A 17,717-nucleotide genomic window follows, 5' to 3' on the forward strand; every position below is an offset into this window, starting at 1 on the left:
TATGTCTCCAAATGATTATGAAGAACTGTATCGTAGAATCCAGAAAGACGAATTGCTGATGGCAAGTTAAGATGAGGAAAACCTCATTTTAACTTGTACTAAATCTTGACATAGGACCAATCCATCTCCTGTCTGCTCATGGATGGCAGAATAGATGAATCCATCATCATCTCTGCCGATTTTCTGAAAAGAAAAATCCCGGACAAAAGCATCCATCACTTTATGGATTATTTCAAAGTCAACCGGTCTGTTATCTTTGTTTACGATTGGAAGCTCAAATTCCAGTCCGGCAAGTTTTGTCCTTTTTCGTTTCGTTGGTACAATATACCGATGATAAATTGCTTCCTCTAACACTGTATTTTTCATAGCACTCTTCCTCTATACCAGATGCAATAATAATATGTTACACGCTGTTCCTAATGCGATAGAAACCAATGTATTATGCTTCCATTTGTAGCTGATTGCTGTCACTGCTGCCGCTGTCAATTCCGGCACCCCATGTCCTTTCCAGTCCGCCACTGTACTTTTCAGGCAGTATACGATTAACACTGCCATGATAGCAGAAGGCAGTATCTTCCCAAGATAGATCAGTTTCTTTGGCATCTTTCTTCTGTTACGAAAAGCCACGAACGGCAGGGCACGAAGCGCGAATGTAATAACTGCAGATACCAGAATCGCCAGAATGATATCATTTTTATTCACTCTTCATTCCTCCATTCTGGACAAGCAGTAATATCCCCGAGATAACAAGTAATGACGGAAGCATAAAATTCTTCTCTCCAATTACGAACAGACAGAAAAGTGCCACTGCCAGGCCTGCCAAAGCAGAAAGATGATTCTCTGACTTTTCCCACTGGTCAATAAAGATGATGATAAATAATGCCGTCATGCAAAAATCAATTCCTTCCAGATCAAATGGAATCACTTGCCCCAGAATCCCTCCTGCGACGGCTCCAACCATCCAGTAACACCTGGAGAACAATGCGATCAGGAACATGGTATCTTCTTTCTCTTTTCCTTTTGAATCAAGAGTCAGATTGACCGCATAAGTCTCATCCGTCATGGTATGAATCATATAGAGCATTTTCTTTCCCATGTGCCGGAACTCATCCACAAAGGTAAGACTATAGAATGTCTGTCGGCTGTTCATCAAAAAAGCCGTCAATGCAATGGTAAGTATGGACGCACCACTGCTTAAAAAAGTAATCAAAAGGAACTGGAATGCTCCTGTATACACCGTCATACTGATGAATAGAGAATCATATCATGCAAATCCCGCCTCTTCCATCATGATTCCATACGCCATACTGACAAACAGATAACTGCACAAGATTGGTATTGATTTGATAAATGCATTTCTTAAGATTTCTTTTTTCATCTGGGACCATCCATTTCGTCTTATTGAAAATCAGCGGCGAAGCATGTTCTCCGCCGCTTATATGATTCATCTGTACGTTTCGTTTTACTCAGTCACTCCACCTTCTACAACCAACTCTTCCTTATAATCCTCGCCATAGGTATCCACCAGAGTTTCATCATAGTCTTTGTGGAAGAACTGTTCATCTGCCAGTGACTGAATCTCCTCATTGATCCAATCCAGCAAAGTATCATTTCCTTTTGAAACAGCAGGTGCAATCGTATCTTTGCTTCCAAGTTCAGGGATACCGACTGTGTAGCCCTCATTCTGCAATGCAAATGCGATTACTTCTGTATTGTCGTTCGCCCATGCCACACCATTTCCATTCTCCAGTGCATTCTTTGCAGTTGCGTAGGAATCATATTTCTGTAACGGAATATCCGGATAATTTTCTGTGAGATAAGTCTCTGCCGTTGTACCGGAAATTACGATAATCTGGTCATCACTGTTCCAGTCATCCAGACTCGCGATTACATTACTGTCCGGTGATACCACACCAAGGGCTACATTCATGTATGGCAATGCAAAGTCAACTTCTTCTGCACGTTCATCAGTTACTGTGAAATTGGCAAGAATCACATCTACCTTTCCGGTCTGCAGGTACTCAATACGGTTTGCCGCTTCTGTAGATACAAAGTTCACTTCCACGCCCAGATCTTCTCCGATTCTATTCGCAAAATATACATCATATCCCTGATACTCTCCATTCTCATCCACATATCCGAATGGATTCTTATCAGAAAATACACCGATATTAATCGTTCCATCTTCCTTAATTTCATCCAAAGTACGATAAACAACATCAGAACTTTCTTCTGATTCCACAGCGCCACTTGTCTCCTCTGAGGACTCTTCTTCAGAACTTCCTGAGCTTCCGCACGCAGTCAATGCAATGACTGTAGATACGATTGCAACTAACGATATTAATTTTTTCAATTTCAAATTTTTCATAATATAATAATCTCCCATCTAATTCATCTATTTTTTTGCTACAGTTTTTACTGCATGAAATGTAAAAGTATTTAAGAACTGTTTTGCTCTTTCTGTTTTTGGACTCTCAAAAAATATCTCCGGCGGCTCATCTTCTATAATCTTTCCTCCATCCAGAAGTAACACTCGGTCTGCGACAGCACGTGCAAACTGCATCTCATGCGTCACAATGATCATGGTACGCCCCTGCGCAGCCAGATCTAAGATAACATCCAGCACTTCCCGGACCATCTCCGGATCCAGCGCTGCCGTCACTTCATCAAAAAGCAGAATCTCAGGATGCATGCACAGTGCACGGACAATCGCAACCCTCTGCTTCTGTCCCCCGGACAGCTCCCTTGGGAAACTGCCTGCTTTCTCGTGTAATCCAACTCTTTCCAGAAGCTTCATCGCTTCTTCTGTAACTTCTTCTTTCTTTCGTTTCTGCACCTTCATCGGCGCCAGCAGAACATTATCCAACACCGTAAGATGTGGAAACAGATCATAACTTTGAAACACCATTCCTATCTTCTGTCTGAGGCTGGTCAGTGATCTGCTCTTTGGATCAATGGTCTCATCTCGTAACTTAATCGTTCCACCCTGAATCGGTTCTAACGCATTCATACACCGCAGCAGTGTACTCTTTCCACATCCGCTTGGTCCTACGACCACGATAACTTCTCCTCTTTTGACGCTCAAGTCAATATCATTCAGGATCACATGGTCACCATATCGCTTGACCAGATGTTCTATTGTAAGCAATGACTCTGCCACGACTCGTCACCTCCATCTTCTTTCCAGATATCTTGCGAACATGCTGATTGGCCAGCAGGCAAGAAAATATAGTAAAAATACGACCAGGTAGATTCCAAATGCAGCATTCGGACTGGACATTCGATTTGCTTCGATGATCTGCTGTGCTACCTTCAGGATCTCAACAACGCCAATCATCAATATCAGACTCGTCGTCTTAATCATTCTGGTAATCAAGTTGATAGACAGTGGAATCAATCTTCGCAGTGTCTGAGGAATAATAATGTACCAATAAGTCTGTGCTTTACTCATTCCCAGCGCCTCACTGCTCTCATACTGATGTACTGGAATGCTGATCAGTGCTCCTCTTACAAGATCACTCATCTCAGCCGTTCCCCAGAAGGAAAATACAATAATCGATGCATTTTCTCCAGATAAGTCCCAGCCAAAGGCCCTTGTTGTTCCGAAAAACACTAGAAACAATAAGACCATCTGAGGCATAATTCTGACAATCTCCAGATAAATTCGAAGGATTGCCTTAACGACCGGATGTTTCCATGTCATCAATACTCCAAGCAAGATTCCTAACAGAATACTGATCAATACAGCGATAAGACTGATTCTAAGTGCTGCTCCAAGACCCGTAAGCAGCCTGACAAAATTCTGTCCTTTCAGTAGGACCTCAAGCCCCAAATCCGGCATAGCGCAGCCTCCTTTCCAATAAGCTTCCTAATATTGATATCGGAAGCAGTATAAGCAGGTAAAACACTACCAATAAAAACAAACTTTCCGTTGTTTTATAATAAAGTCCGATCAAGTCTTTTGCTGTAAACATCAGATCCATTAAACTGATAGCACTGAATACGCTCGTCTCTTTCAACAGAAAGATTACATTTGCCATAAATGCCGGAACACTGATGGAAACTGCCTGCGGCAGGACCACATACCGCATAACCTGTAACCGATTCATACCCAGGCTCAATGCACTCTCTGTCTGGATATCTGCAACGGCTTCCAATCCACTTCGAAATGCTTCTGCCATATAACTCCCTCCCAAGAAAGCCAGCCCCACAATTCCGCATGTCTCGGCATCCGTCTGAATTCCTATCTTCGGAAGTCCATAATAGATAAAAAACAATTGGACAAGCAGCGGTGTATTTCTGCTGAGTTCTATATATACAGCCACTATTTGCTTCAAAAGAGGAATCTTCTCATACTGTACGACTGCACAGATCAGACCGAGTATGATGGCACATGCAACTCCGGCAAAGCCGATCCGTACGGTGAGCCACGCGGCCCGCTCATACATAGGCAGATATTTCCATATAAATTCCCAGTTCATTGTGCTTTTCCTCCTTCAAAAAAAGCATTAAAAAACCGAGGATACATTCCCCCGGATATACATACATTTTCACAGATAAGATCTCTAAGCACAACAAAGCCTGCTGCTGCACCTTATCACGCAGTATATCCGGTAAATCAACATTCGACAACAACATAAGTTCTTACAACAGTTTTTTGTCATGACCTTTTCTCCTTTCATTTTTCTTGTAAGCATATTATCACTATTAACCTACTATGTCAATATGTTTATTGGGTTATTATTGAAATATTTTTTATAACTGGATATAATAACTTTAGATTGGAGGTAGTCTTATGATTTCAACAAAAGCCCGTTATGCTCTTAGAGTAATGATTGATCTTGCCCAGAACCAGCAGGATGGATATATCCCATTGAAAGATATTGCAGCCCGGCAGGATATCTCCGAAAAATATCTGGAAATTATCTTAAAGGCTCTCGTAAAAGGGAAAATTATAAAAGGTCTGCGCGGAAAAGGTGGAGGCTATATGCTCACGCGTTCACCAGAAGAATATGTCATCGGAGAGATTATAGAATTAACAGAAGGACCACTTGCGCCGGTTGCCTGTATGCTGCCTGACGCTGATCCTTGTCCCAGAAAAGACACTTGTATGACTTTACCTTTATGGCAAAAATATGATTCTGTCATTCATGACTTTTTTTACAATATAACGTTGGAAGATGTGCTAAACGGGAATCTATAAATATTGCCTGGAATTATAGCAGAATCATTCGTTTTATGCTAAACTAAAGAAAATTTTATGCCGAATTAGGAGGTCTTTTCATGCCAGTTTTTGATTTTAGCAATTCTCCGGAAAAAGCAAAAGTTTCCGAATGTACTTATACAGTTTTCCGTACCAATTCATCCGATGTCTCACCGGAACAACCAATTCTTATTCTCGACAACCAGGGTAAGAACTTAAAACATCACTCTTGTGGTGTATTTACCAATCCTATTAAGCGTACATCCTTTGAATTCAAAGAAGAAGAGGGTACGATCAGTTCCGATATTCTTCAGATTGATGCTCGTTTCGTAAGTCTCTTGAAATGGATAGGCGAGAACCATATTAATGTTCGCTTGTCCGGTGTCAACCGTGAAGATGGATACGCTGTATATAAGATTCGTGAAATTGCTTTCGGCGGTGGATCTAAATTATCTGCAGAAGATGGATTTCTTCAGTTCATGATCGAACGTCTGCTTTTAAGCAACGCTCCTACCGAAGAGGTTGTAGACGAAGATCAGGAAGAAGCCGGTGACAGCATGAAACTCACCAGCCTTCAGAGTATTACCGACTTTATGAATTGTGCCGGAAGGACTTTACCAGATAACATTCGTCTCTGGGCAAGAAGGAATCTGGCAGTTGCCCGTTCTAATGAAGTCTCACCTGAAGAACGCCGTCACGCACAGCGAGCCCTCTCTATGATGATGAATATCCAATGGAAGAGTAATTACTTTGAAGCCATCGACCCAGAAGAAGCTCGCCGTATTCTTGACGAAGAACTCTACGGCATGGAACGTGTCAAGCAGAGAATCATCGAGACAATCATCCAGATAAACCGTACCCATACATTGCCGGCCTATGGTCTGTTATTGATCGGTCCGGCCGGAACCGGCAAATCACAGATTGCTTACGCTGTAGCCCGTATCTTAAAACTGCCTTGGACCACTCTGGATATGAGCTCCATCAATGATCCGGAACAGCTAACCGGTAGTTCCCGTATCTACGCCAATGCAAAACCTGGTATCATTATGGATGCATTTTCCATGGCGGGCGAATCGAACCTGGTATTTATTATCAATGAATTAGACAAGGCTGCCTCCGGCAAGGGGAACGGCAACCCTGCCGATGTCCTTCTGACCCTTCTGGACAACCTTGGATTCACGGATAATTATATTGAATGTATGATTCCTACCGTCGGCGTCTATCCGATTGCGACTGCCAATGACAAAGATCAGATCAGTGCACCATTGATGTCTCGTTTTGCTGTCATTGAGATCCCAGACTATACTGCCGATGAGAAAAAAGTAATCTTCTCACAATATGCTCTTCCAAAGGTCCTGAAACGAATCGGTATGCGAAAAGACGAATGCAGCCTGACTCCAGATGGTCTGGATGCTGTCATTAAGCTTCATGAAAACACCAGCGGAATCCGTGATCTTGAACAGGCAGCTGAACATATCGCAGCCAATGCATTATATCAGATTGAAGTCGAGCATGTAGATTCTGTAGCCTTTGATGCACAGATGGTTCGAGAACTTTTGTCTTAATATTATTATAATGAAAGAAACCTTGCCAGCTTATGTAATTCTATTTGGCAAGGTCCTTCTTTATTGATATTTTAAAATAAATTCCTATTCTGTCTTATACCTTTCCAATAGCTCTCTGAACTCTGTATTCTCCCACAGAAATTCAAATTGTTCATCTTTTTCCATTGCTGTAAGTAATGATCTTATCATCTGACTCTGGAAAGTTGTATCTGCTTCCTTTTTCTTTATATGCGAATAAAGAATCGAGCTGCTAATATCCCATGGCTTAGACAAAGCTTCCAGCATCTCCTTTAATATGGATATGCAACGCCTGGCATCCCTTTCTTCCATTGCAACAGAAAGTGCTACTGTATTCATGCTGTACTTCCAGTTATATATTCCCATTACCTTCTGACTATATTCTGCCAGTTCCCACGCACGCTCACTGTCATTTTCCCAGACAGCAACCGTTGCAAGATGATTTAATAATAAGAATACTTCCTGAAGGGCAAAGTTCAATTTACATTCCAGTAATTCTGCAGCTTCTGCATTTTTTCTCTGTTTCATATACATAGAGATCTGCAGCTGTCTCTTATCCAAAGTATTATATTCTGGAAGCTGAGCAATCAATTCTTGTGCCTTGTCATACTCTTCATTCTGGATTGCTTCTGAGGCAAGCATATATCTTGCACGATTCCCACAGACCGGATCATCACACTGCACCACCCGCTCATATAATTCTGAAGCATACGCATGATTCTTTTGTATCTGTTCATCGGTACAAGGCAGTATCATCACCATTCCTTTCAGTAAAGTCGCCATCTGACACAGAAGCTCTGCACAGCATGGATATTCTTTTACCTGTTCCTGAACCAAGAGAAATGCCTTCTCCATTCCCTCTTCTCTGCCAGTCTCCACTATTGTATTCATAATTCCGGCAATATCTTCCTGCGTCAGATTCTCCCGAAAACACATCAACGTATTCAGATCTGTCTTCAGCAATCGTGCCAACGATGGAAGTAACGAAATATCCGGATAAGTAACACCACTTTCCCACTTGTTGACCGCAGGTGTAGACACTCCAAGAAAACTTGCGACCTGTTCTTGCGTAAGTCCACATTCCCTTCGCTTCTTACGAATTACATCTTTCATCTCCATAATGGTCTCTCCTCGTTTTTCATTATTTTTGAAGGCCTTCTTCTGCACATCTTCATGCTTCTAACTGTATTGTAGCAGATGGCTTCTATTCTGCCTATTGAGCAGATATTAAATTGTAAGGGGAGTTTTTTAACCGTAAGTTAAGAATCGTCGCTTATTTTTTTCGGAAAGAACTTGGCGTCATCTTATATTTCTTCTTAAATAAGCGATTAAAATTCGATAAATTATTAAATCCCGTCTGCTCTGCGATTTCCAACACAGTATCCTCGGTGGTCCGAAGCGCATATGCGGCCTTTCCAAGCCGGAATTCTATCAGATAATTGCCAAATCTTGTCCCTGTCATCTCCTTAAACCACCGCATAAAATGGCTGGCACTGTACCCACACTCTGCTGCCATTTCTTCTATCGTAATCTTCTTGTCATAATGCTCTTCCATATAGGACAACACCGTTTTAATCTTCTGCATACTCTTATCTTCCATACCACGTTGCTTCTCCTTCGAGATCTGAAAAAGGCTGGAAAAAAACAATTGCAGACAGCCTTTTACGCCGAATTCATACCCTCTCGTTCTTTTGTCACACAGAACATCCGCCATATCAAGATAGCTGCTGACCGTTTCGTGCAATTCATGATTTCTTCCGATTCGTACTGGAAAATACAGTTTTTCTTCCAGAAGGGGCTGCAAATATTTCTGACTGCAAGTATCCACAATCGCATTTCCCAGAAAGTCCTTATCAAAAATAATATTTTCATACTCCATCCGACTCTCTTCAAACTGTCGGATTCCATGCAGATGTCCAGGAATCACAATAAAGATGTCCCCGGCCTGCGCTTTGAATGTATCAAAATCTACCTGGATCTGGCCTTCTCCACGCTTCACATAGATAATCTCAAAACTATCCTGCCAGTGAAGCGGCACAAAAGAGAAATCCTGCGGTATAGTACACGGATAGACAGTATATGCGAACATAATATCAGAATGTCTTTTGTTCTCATAGTAGGCATCATATGTAATTTTACTTATTTTTTCAACTTTTCCCAATTTTTACAACTTCTTTCGATTTTCTTTAATGATAGGATTGTACAATATTTCAGTCGTATTATACAAGCTTTTTCATGATAAATGTGATAAATATAAAGAGTAATATTTCTGATTTTGGTAAATGAAAGGAGATTCTATCCATGACAAAATGTGAACTCAAAAAGAAACTTACAGAACTCTGTCAAAAAGAACTCACAGATTGCACTTACGAAGACCTCTACATTGCTCTACTTCAGATTGTCAATGATGAAAGTGCACAACATATCCAACCAGTCAACGGACGCAAATTATATTATATATCTGCCGAATTCCTGATCGGTAAACTCTTAAGCAACAACCTGATTAATCTGGGACTCTACGATGATGTAAAAGAGATCTTGGAGGAAAATGGAAAGACGATGGGCGGATTGGAAGAGACTGAACCGGAACCAAGTCTTGGGAATGGCGGTCTTGGACGTCTAGCAGCCTGCTTTCTTGATTCCCTTGCCACTCTGAATCTTCCAGGTGATGGTATCGGACTTCGCTATCACTGCGGCCTCTTCCATCAGAATCTGAAAGGCGGACTGCAAAGCGAGAGTCCTGACTTTTGGCTGGGGAGCCATAACTGGGCACAAAAAACAGAAAAGACTTATCCAGTTTCTCTTGCAGGGAAAGAATACGAAGCCCGTTTATATCAAATTGCTGTTACCGGCTACAATGGACGTACAAACCAGTTAAATCTTTTTGACCTCGACACCATCGACGATTCCATCATTGCCGAGGGAATCTCATTTGACAAGACGGATATTGCCAAGAATCTTACACTGTTCCTCTACCCAGATGACAGCGATGATGCAGGACGTATGCTTCGCATCTACCAGCAATACCTGATGATCAGTGCCGGAGCTCAGTTCATTCTCGAAGAATGTATGGAACGCGGAAGCAACCTCCACGATCTTGCTGACTATGCAGCAATCCAGATCAATGACACTCACCCATCCATGGTCATTCCAGAACTCATTCGTCTCCTGGAAGAAAAAGGAATTGAATTCAAAGAAGCAGTCGCCATCGTCACAGATGTCTGCGCTTACACGAACCATACAATCCTTGCAGAAGCCCTGGAAAAATGGCCGGAAACTTATCTGGAGACAGTTGTTCCTCAGTTGGTGCCAATCATCAAAAAGCTGGATACAATCGTCCAGGAAAGAACCGATGACAAATCCGTTGCCATCATTGACGAATATCAGCAGGTACATATGGCAAATATGGATATCCATTTTTCCCATAGTACGAATGGTGTTGCCGCATTACACACCGAGATTTTAAAGAATAGTGAACTGAATCATTTTTATAACCTGTACCCAGAAAAATTCAACAACAAAACAAATGGAATCACTTTCCGCCGCTGGCTTATCAAATGCAACCCTGAACTGACAGCATTTATCGAAAATCTGATTGGACCAGGATTTAAGCAGGATGCTTCCGAACTTGAAAAGCTTGCCAGGTTCGTTGATGATGAAAAAGTACTGCGCGAACTCATGCAGATAAAAAAGGATAATAAGATTGCATTTGCAAAATGGCTGCAACAGAAGCAGGACATTCAAGTCAATCCCGACAGCTTATTCACCATCCAGTCCAAGAGACTTCATGAATACAAACGTCAGCAGCTGAATCTTTTGTATCTGATTCATCAGTACTTTGAAATCAAATCTGGTCATCTGCCAACTGCACCAATCACGGCTGTTTTTGGTGCAAAAGCGGCACCTGCTTACACATTGGCAAAGGATATCATCCACGCATTGCTTACTCTGTCCAGGCTATTTGAAAATGATCCAGAAGTCTCCAGGTGGATTCATATTGTGTTTATCGAAAATTATAACGTGACTGCTGCCGAGATGATGATACCGGCATGTGATCTGTCCGAACAGATCAGTCTTGCTTCCAAAGAAGCCTCCGGTACCGGAAACATGAAGTTCATGCTGAATGGCGCTCTTACCCTTGGAACCATGGACGGAGCCAATGTAGAGATTGCAGAGGCTGTCGGCAACGACAACATCTATATCTTCGGTCAGAGCAGTAATCAGGTCATCCGCAGATACGCTAATGGAGACTATTCTGCCCATGAATGGTACGAAGCCGATCCGAACATCAAAAGAGCCATTGATTTCCTGACCTCTGAGGAAATGCTGAACATCGGTCAGGAAGAGAATCTGGTTCGCCTTCGCAATGAACTATGCGGCAAAGACTGGTTCCAGACTCTGCCAGACTTCAATGCATATGTCGTTCGTAAGAATCAGGCAATTGCGGATTACGCAGCCAACCCGCTTGACTGGGCACGCCGCACACTAATTAATATCAGCAAAGCCGGATTCTTCTCATCCGACAGAACCATTGAAGAATACAATCAGGATATCTGGCATCTGTCCAAATAAAGTTTCAGTCAAAGAAAGCGCCTAAAATAGGCGCTTTTGTTATAATATTATAGCGTATATGTCACAAAACAGCTATAATATCCCTATACCATTTTTAAGGAGTTTGTTATGCCACATATCATAGAAATTACCGATTTTCATGCACCCGAGTTAGATCCTTACGCTCGACTCACAGAACGACAACTGTTAAACCGGGATAAACCAGAAAAAGGACTCTTCATTGCTGAGAGTCCTAAAGTGATTGAACGCGCCCTGGATGCAGGATGCGTTCCTGTTTCACTTCTTCTGGAACGAAAGCACATCGCTGGTGAAGCTCGATCTATCATTGAACGCTGTGGAGATATACCCGTATATACCGCCGATTTTGCTGTCCTGACACAGCTAACCGGATTCAATCTGACTCGGGGTGCACTCTGTCTTATGCGCAGGCCAAAGCTTTCGGAAGCTTCGTCTATCTATAGAGATGCCCACAGGATTGCCATATTGGAAAATGTAATGAATCCCACCAATATCGGTGCAATCTTTCGCTCGGCTGCCGCTTTGAATATGGATGCGGTTCTTCTGACCCCTGCATGCAGCGACCCATTATACCGCCGCGCCATTCGTGTCAGCATGGGGTGTGTGTTCCAGATTCCATGGACATTTCTCGGGCAGGAAGAATCCGAATGGCCGCAGCCTGCAATTCAGAATCTCAAAGCCTCCGGCTATAAAACGGCAGCCCTCGCGCTAAGTGATCACTCCGTCTCCATCGATCATCCAGAACTGATGGCAGAAGAAAGACTGGCTATCATTCTCGGAACCGAAGGTGATGGCCTTGCCGCCAGCACCATTGCCGACTGCGATTATACTGTGAAGATTCCCATGTCTCACGGCGTAGATTCTCTGAATGTCGCCGCCGCCAGTGCTGTTGCATTCTGGCAGCTTGGGAGCAGGTAATCCCCCTGGAACTACCACTCTCTTGTCAGATCCTTAACCCATATGTATTTGCGATAATGGTACATGACCCACGGAATCTTACCAACTTCATCAAGACAAGTACATGCATATACTACCAACACTGGCCAATGCAGGAAAAATGTACCTGCTGCCGCCAGTGGAACGGCAATTCCCCACATACAGACAGCCAGACTGTACATATCGAAGATCGTATCTCCTCCGGCCGAAAAGATGCCATTGATGATAATCGTATTCACAGTACGCCCAATCATGTAAAATGCCATGATAATCATCATTCCGACCAGATACCAGCTCGCCTGATCTGTCATCTTCACAAATCTCGTGACGAATGGTGTTACCGCAAGCATAATTGCAGTAGACAAAAAGCCAGTTAAAAATGCAATCTTTACCAGCCGATCTCCATATTGTTTCCCCCGTTCCAGGTGCCCTGCACCAAGTTCATTGCCTACAAGGATTCCACCTCCATTGGCAAGGCCATTACACAGGCAGCACACCAGATCCCTGACCACTGCTGCAATGGAATTGGCAGCAGTCGCGTCCGTCCCAAGATGCCCCATAAACGCCGAATAAGAAGTGAACCCGACTCCCCAAAAGAGACTTGCCCCCAGAAGCGGAAGTACACACTTTCGGAAATCTTTTGACAGCAAACGGTTTCTTTTAAACAGCCGGTTCCATTTCGGATGAATATATCCTTTTCGATAGGAAACAATGACCACCCAAGATAGTTCAATCACTCTCGAAATCAAAGTTGCAAGTGCTGCCCCTTGCGCTTCCATTACCGGTACTCCAAATAAACCAAAGATAAATACTGCATTCAGTACAATATTAATAATAACCGCACCAGAACTGACAAGTGCCGTTTGTCCAGCATGCTCACTGACTTTCATGATTGCAAGATAGCACTGAGAGATTCCCGTCAACAGATAAGACCATCCTGCGATCTTCAGGTATCGTATTCCAATGACAATCAAAGCTTCTTCATTCGTAAATATCATCATCAGATAACGCGGAAAAAAGATACATCCAATGAAAAAGATAAAAGATGCCGCTACACTCAGACGAAGTCCAATACAAAAGATATCATTTACCGTATCTGTATCCTTCTTTCCCCAATACTGCGCTCCCAAAATTACAATCGTAGATACAATTGCCATCAGCACCATATTCTGAACAAACTGAATCTGTGTTGCCAAAGACACTGCTGACATAGAATTCTGAGTCACACGCCCAAGCATAAGTGCATCGGCTGCGTCCACCGACGCCAGCATCAGATTTTGTAAGGCAATCGGCGCGGCTAGATGTAAAAGTTTACCCCAAAATACTTTATCTGAAAATAGTTTTTCTCTCATTCTCGATATTCCTCCAGATGCAAAACATTAAAAAGCCCTTCGCCTTACGGCAAAGGACTAATTCTTTTAGCATCCACATTGTATCAACTAATATCTGGAAAGTCAATGATTTACCAGTTCTTCTTTTCCTTCGACATCAAAACAAGGAGCGCAAGCTTTAAAGCCCACTCTCCCTGTTCTACACTAAAAATTTTCTTTATTGATTTTCCCTTCTAGAATGTTGTACAAATCATAGATCCAGCACTTAATGTTGTAAATGTGTTAGAGCAGCTGATAATCGTTATGAGCATTGCATTGATTAATCCAGCAATATATGGATTTCGCGTTTTCTTATATACAATTCTTGACATCAATGCCGCACCAAACAAAATGAATATAATAGGTATCAACCAGATCGGGGCTATTCTTTCGCCTTCACTAAGTCCAAACAACTGACGACTTGTTACATAGAAATAAATATATTGTGCCGCTGTCAATACAATTGGTGCCAGAGAATTGGCAAAGCAAAGAAGTACTGTATTTCCCTTCTCACCTCCGATCGTATTATAATTGAAACAATTCATTGATACAGAATGCGCCATATAGAACAACAGGAACATTGGAAGATACCTCAGAGCGATTACAACTTTATCCGCATCAAAAGCTTTAATTGCCAATATCCATATCCTGAAGTCAGCCTTAAAGAAATATGCACCACAGAACACTATAAGAATTGACACACCCACCACCAGAAGACCTAAAAGCAATGTCTTCCATACTTCAGTCCTAGATATTAACACACCACTTTCTCGCAGGGATACACCGTTTTTCTTTCCATACATCTGATAAGAAAGCACCATAAGCAGAATCGCAAACAACCCACATGCAGCAGACCACGCACCTATAGTAAGAGGTCCAGTTTGACTAAAGAATTCTGTCGTATTCGAGTATACTTTTTCAATACAGAACAGGAAACATGCACCAGAAAATATTACCGATGCAATCGTACTGCCCCAGAACCATGCTTTTCCTTGTCTATTTGTCACCGCTACCGGCTGAACCTCTCCATTCGCATTCAAAGTCTTAAAATATTCGGTATCCAACATTGCCAATGTAAAGAAGATAACAAACAAGAAGAATCCAACAAGTCCAAGTGTATTAAATGCGGTTTTCCACTGCCATATCTGATTAGTAGCTGCTAATGGATGTGGCGCACCAAGCGTTTCTTCAAAGAAGTCTATCGCATATCCCGCACATTTAGATGAAATTGTCACTGCTGGATGAATACAGGTTGGGCGATAAATTACACGAACAGATTCTTTTCCATCAAAATCCTTCGTATAATATTTGCCTGCTTCTGCCTCAAACCCACTGTTCGGTTCTTCATTGAAGTTCAAGAACTTCTTTGCTCCATCTGTCTTCATGAATTGTTTTGGAGTTGTCAACATATTACCTTCTTCATCGTAGGTTCCGAAATAAAAATCATCATATTCACTGGCGATAATCCCAACACTTCTGCTTCCATAATCACCACTGTGGTCTCCGCCTGTGTCATCTTGCCAGTCACCTGCCTGCTCAAGTACACATGCAATTAATGGATTCTCGCGCTCATTATCAATTGCCACCGCCATATTTGCAGCTGTTCCGCCACTAGAATGCCCAGTAACACCAATTTTTTCCACATCCACATATGGAAGCGTTGCTGCAAGTTGTACTGCTGCATCCACACCAACTGCTCCTTCATACAAACGATCTGACGGTAGTGCTTCTGAATTGCCATGTCCATGCATATCTAGTGTAAGTACAACATAACCACGTCTAGACAACTCAACATTATACATATCCTGCATCTCTTTATTATTGTACCACCCTTCGACAGTAATAATACAAGGTGCCGGAGTATCAGCCGTTGCATTTGGCGGAATCCACAAATCTGCGCTCAGAAGACATCCTTGTGGGCTTTCCCATTTCATACTTTTAATTTTTATTTTCTGGTTACATGTCTGAACAAACGATGTGCCAATCATACTGATTAAACAGATAATCAAGGCAACCACTGTCCATTTCTTTGCAGTCATCTTTTTTCTCATTCTGATCTCCTCCTCTGCTTTTGTGCCATTTCCCCCCATAAAAGTCTTATAAATGTTATACTATAGATTTCTAAAGACCATTTTGTGGAAATGATATATATTCAACATTCCCGTGACCCCGTCATCGAAAATGTAGAAAAAATGATTAATTGTAATGAGCCTTCTTTTAGTGATACCAAATATTCCCCGTAAAGTAAAACATAAAAAAGACACAATACTCTTAAAAAGATTATTGTGTCTCCGCTTCTCATACAATAATTGTCACTCGTCTTTGTTATTTGTTTAAATTGTATCTCTTTTCATCCTTTATGTCAATCTTTTTGTAATAATTGTCCGAAAATCAATGTTTTTCATCAGCCCATGCTAAAGCACCTCTCACAGCTCTTGTCCATCCCTTCAGTATCTTTTCTCTTTCTTCTTCTTCAATCTGTGGAACAAACGTCTTGGAAAGTGCCCAGTTTTCAAGAACATCATCTACATTTTTCCAATATCCCACTGCAATTCCAGCAAGATACGCTGCTCCCAGTGCAGTTGTCTCTACACATTCCGGACGCAGCACTTCTACATCTAATATATCTGCCTGAAACTGCATTAGGAAGTTATTCATAGAAGCACCGCCATCTACCTTTAGACTGGTAATATCTACGCCTGATTCTTTCTTCATGACTTCCAGAATATCTCTTGTCTGATATGCCATAGATTCAAGAACCGCCCGAATAAAATGCTCTTTACTACATCCTCTTGTAACACCAACGATTGTTCCTCTTGCATATTGATTCCAATAAGGAGCACCCATTCCCGTAAATGCCGGCACAACATAGACCCCATTGGTATCTTTTACCGATACAGCATATTCCTCAGATTGTGCCGCATTTTTTATCATACGCATCTCATCGCGAAGCCACTGTATTCCAGCCCCAGCAACAAACACACTTCCTTCCAGAACATACTGAATCTTTTCCCCTGCATTTGCTGCAATTGTAGTTAACAGCCCATTGTCTGAAGTTACAGCCTTCTCACCGGTATTCATCAACAAGAAGCAACCTGTACCATATGTGTTTTTCACCTCTCCTGCTGAAAATCCGCATTGTCCAAACAGAGCTGCCTGTTGATCACCTGCTGCACCTGTAATCGGAATACTTCCCCCTAACACGCTTGTTTCCGTATATCCATATACATAACTGGATGGACGTACTTTTGGAAGCATAGACTTTGGAATATGAAAATATTCCAGTATCTTTTCATCCCAGCAAAGATCATGGATATTATACATCATAGTTCTGGACGCATTCGTATAATCTGTGACATGAACGGTTCCTTTTGTTAGATTCCAGATTAACCATGTATCAATCGTTCCAAACATCAGATTTCCAGCTTCTGCTTCTTCCCTTGCTCCTTCCACGTTATCAAGAATCCATGCAACTTTTGACGCACTAAAATATGCATCCGGTATTAATCCAGTTGTGTTATGTACATATTCAGAAAATCCATCCTTCTTCAATTTTTCAATGCTTTCTGCGGTTCTCCTGCACTGCCATACAATTGCATTATAGACCGGAAGTCCCGTATGGCGATTCCAGACCACAGTTGTTTCGCGCTGATTCGTAATTCCAATTGCCGCAATCTCCGTACCCGTAGCACCAATCTTACTGATTGCTTCAGCTGCAACCGCCAGTTGGGAAGACCAGATTTCCATAGGATCATGTTCTACCCATCCTGGTGCCGGATATATCTGCCGAAACTCCTTCTGTGCCATACTGCAGATGTGTCCCTGATGATCAAATAAAATACATCTGGAACTTGTGGTTCCCTGGTCCAGCGCCATCACATATTTCTTCATATGCATTCCTCCTTTCATAGTATATAACTTCTCGGAATCTTCAGCCCTGATTTTATAAGGCTTTCCGACCCTTATCTCAAAAAATCACCCACTTTTTTGCAAAAAACGCTTGACAAATCGCTCAAAATTTGCGGCGAAGCCGAT

At 42.1% G+C, this 17,717-nt stretch carries 16 protein-coding genes; 4 read left to right on the plus strand and 12 right to left on the minus strand.

What is annotated here, in order from left to right:
- Nucleotides 1-66 precede the first annotated feature (66 nt).
- The 7 genes from ABE613_RS14795 to ABE613_RS14825 all read right to left on the minus strand — a co-directional run bounded on the left by ABE613_RS14795 (nt 67) and on the right by ABE613_RS14825 (nt 4,481).
- Nucleotides 67-366, minus strand: coding sequence for a hypothetical protein (locus tag ABE613_RS14795; protein WP_347376786.1), 300 nt, complete (start codon nt 364-366; stop codon nt 67-69).
- Nucleotides 367-378: 12 nt separating this feature from the next.
- Complete coding sequence (locus ABE613_RS14800; protein ID WP_235232761.1) at nt 379-702, minus strand: branched-chain amino acid transport AzlD family protein; 324 nt, start codon at nt 700-702, stop codon at nt 379-381.
- A complete protein-coding gene (locus tag ABE613_RS14805; protein ID WP_347376795.1) occupies nt 695-1,249 on the minus strand; it encodes an AzlC family ABC transporter permease in 555 nt (184 codons plus the stop codon). Before ABE613_RS14805 ends, ABE613_RS14800 begins: the two co-directional genes overlap by 8 nt.
- Nucleotides 1,250-1,462: 213 nt before the next feature.
- The gene (locus ABE613_RS14810) at nt 1,463-2,368 is read right to left on the minus strand and encodes a transporter substrate-binding domain-containing protein (RefSeq protein WP_347376787.1); all 906 of its coding nucleotides are present in this window, start codon (nt 2,366-2,368) and stop codon (nt 1,463-1,465) included.
- Between the two features lie 27 nt (nt 2,369-2,395).
- On the minus strand, nt 2,396-3,160 hold the full coding sequence (locus ABE613_RS14815) for an amino acid ABC transporter ATP-binding protein (protein WP_328282599.1): 765 nt from the start codon (nt 3,158-3,160) through the stop codon (nt 2,396-2,398).
- A 6-nt stretch (nt 3,161-3,166) separates the two neighbouring features.
- Nucleotides 3,167-3,841 (minus strand): amino acid ABC transporter permease, encoded by a 675-nt coding sequence (locus ABE613_RS14820; RefSeq protein ID WP_347376788.1) that lies wholly within the window; start codon nt 3,839-3,841, stop codon nt 3,167-3,169.
- Nucleotides 3,822-4,481 carry an amino acid ABC transporter permease gene (locus ABE613_RS14825; protein WP_235232765.1) on the minus strand — a complete coding sequence of 220 codons (660 nt, stop codon included), beginning with the start codon at nt 4,479-4,481 and terminating at the stop codon, nt 3,822-3,824. Before ABE613_RS14825 ends, ABE613_RS14820 begins: the two co-directional genes overlap by 20 nt.
- A 314-nt stretch (nt 4,482-4,795) precedes the next feature.
- On the opposite strand from ABE613_RS14825, the gene ABE613_RS14830 reads away from it, so the two are divergent.
- Complete coding sequence (locus tag ABE613_RS14830) at nt 4,796-5,203, plus strand: RrF2 family transcriptional regulator (protein ID WP_235232766.1); 408 nt, start codon at nt 4,796-4,798, stop codon at nt 5,201-5,203.
- 80 nt (nt 5,204-5,283) lie between these two features.
- Nucleotides 5,284-6,768 (plus strand): AAA family ATPase, encoded by a 1,485-nt coding sequence (locus tag ABE613_RS14835; RefSeq protein WP_347376789.1) that lies wholly within the window; start codon nt 5,284-5,286, stop codon nt 6,766-6,768.
- An 84-nt stretch (nt 6,769-6,852) separates the two neighbouring features.
- Here the strand turns inward: ABE613_RS14835 and ABE613_RS14840 are convergent, their stop codons facing one another.
- On the minus strand, nt 6,853-7,905 hold the full coding sequence (locus ABE613_RS14840) for a helix-turn-helix domain-containing protein (RefSeq protein ID WP_235232768.1): 1,053 nt from the start codon (nt 7,903-7,905) through the stop codon (nt 6,853-6,855).
- Nucleotides 7,906-8,059: 154 nt separating this feature from the next.
- Nucleotides 8,060-8,947, minus strand: coding sequence for an AraC family transcriptional regulator (locus tag ABE613_RS14845; RefSeq protein ID WP_347376790.1), 888 nt, complete (start codon nt 8,945-8,947; stop codon nt 8,060-8,062).
- 140 nt (nt 8,948-9,087) lie between these two features.
- Here ABE613_RS14845 and ABE613_RS14850 point away from each other — a divergent pair, with 140 nt between their 5' ends.
- Both ABE613_RS14850 and ABE613_RS14855 read left to right on the plus strand, forming a co-directional pair.
- Nucleotides 9,088-11,358 carry a glycogen/starch/alpha-glucan phosphorylase gene (locus ABE613_RS14850; RefSeq protein ID WP_347376791.1) on the plus strand — a complete coding sequence of 757 codons (2,271 nt, stop codon included), beginning with the start codon at nt 9,088-9,090 and terminating at the stop codon, nt 11,356-11,358.
- Nucleotides 11,359-11,466: 108 nt separating this feature from the next.
- Nucleotides 11,467-12,294: a TrmH family RNA methyltransferase gene (locus ABE613_RS14855; RefSeq protein WP_347376792.1), complete on the plus strand. Its 828-nt coding sequence runs from the start codon at nt 11,467-11,469 to the stop codon at nt 12,292-12,294.
- A gap of 11 nt (nt 12,295-12,305) precedes the next feature.
- Here ABE613_RS14855 and ABE613_RS14860 read toward each other — a convergent pair whose 3' ends face one another.
- From ABE613_RS14860 to glpK, 3 genes are all read right to left on the minus strand, one after another.
- Nucleotides 12,306-13,664 carry an MATE family efflux transporter gene (locus tag ABE613_RS14860; RefSeq protein ID WP_347376793.1) on the minus strand — a complete coding sequence of 453 codons (1,359 nt, stop codon included), beginning with the start codon at nt 13,662-13,664 and terminating at the stop codon, nt 12,306-12,308.
- A gap of 212 nt (nt 13,665-13,876) precedes the next feature.
- Entirely contained in the window at nt 13,877-15,733 is a 1,857-nt protein-coding gene (locus ABE613_RS14865; RefSeq protein WP_347376794.1) for an alpha/beta hydrolase, read from the minus strand.
- Nucleotides 15,734-16,073: 340 nt separating this feature from the next.
- Nucleotides 16,074-17,573 carry a glycerol kinase GlpK gene (gene glpK, locus ABE613_RS14870; RefSeq protein ID WP_235232774.1) on the minus strand — a complete coding sequence of 500 codons (1,500 nt, stop codon included), beginning with the start codon at nt 17,571-17,573 and terminating at the stop codon, nt 16,074-16,076.
- Between the last annotated feature and the right edge of the window lie 144 nt (nt 17,574-17,717).

Origin of the sequence: Dorea chungnamensis (assembly GCF_039832125.1) — a bacterium.
Taxonomy (GTDB): domain Bacteria; phylum Bacillota; class Clostridia; order Lachnospirales; family Lachnospiraceae; genus JAFBIX01.

Bases quoted from the DNA above. Each gene is read 5' to 3' on its own strand.
- ABE613_RS14795 (WP_347376786.1), bottom strand. From the start codon at position 366: ATGAAAAATACAGTGTTAGAGGAAGCAATTTATCATCGGTATATTGTA.
- ABE613_RS14810 (WP_347376787.1), bottom strand. From the start codon at position 2,368: ATGAAAAATTTGAAATTGAAAAAATTAATATCGTTAGTTGCAATCGTA.
- ABE613_RS14820 (WP_347376788.1), bottom strand. From the start codon at position 3,841: ATGCCGGATTTGGGGCTTGAGGTCCTACTGAAAGGACAGAATTTTGTC.
- ABE613_RS14825 (WP_235232765.1), bottom strand. From the start codon at position 4,481: ATGAACTGGGAATTTATATGGAAATATCTGCCTATGTATGAGCGGGCC.
- ABE613_RS14830 (WP_235232766.1), top strand. From the start codon at position 4,796: ATGATTTCAACAAAAGCCCGTTATGCTCTTAGAGTAATGATTGATCTT.
- ABE613_RS14835 (WP_347376789.1), top strand. From the start codon at position 5,284: ATGCCAGTTTTTGATTTTAGCAATTCTCCGGAAAAAGCAAAAGTTTCC.
- ABE613_RS14840 (WP_235232768.1), bottom strand. From the start codon at position 7,905: ATGGAGATGAAAGATGTAATTCGTAAGAAGCGAAGGGAATGTGGACTT.
- ABE613_RS14850 (WP_347376791.1), top strand. From the start codon at position 9,088: ATGACAAAATGTGAACTCAAAAAGAAACTTACAGAACTCTGTCAAAAA.
- ABE613_RS14855 (WP_347376792.1), top strand. From the start codon at position 11,467: ATGCCACATATCATAGAAATTACCGATTTTCATGCACCCGAGTTAGAT.
- ABE613_RS14860 (WP_347376793.1), bottom strand. From the start codon at position 13,664: ATGAGAGAAAAACTATTTTCAGATAAAGTATTTTGGGGTAAACTTTTA.
- ABE613_RS14865 (WP_347376794.1), bottom strand. From the start codon at position 15,733: ATGAGAAAAAAGATGACTGCAAAGAAATGGACAGTGGTTGCCTTGATT.
- glpK (WP_235232774.1), bottom strand. From the start codon at position 17,573: ATGAAGAAATATGTGATGGCGCTGGACCAGGGAACCACAAGTTCCAGA.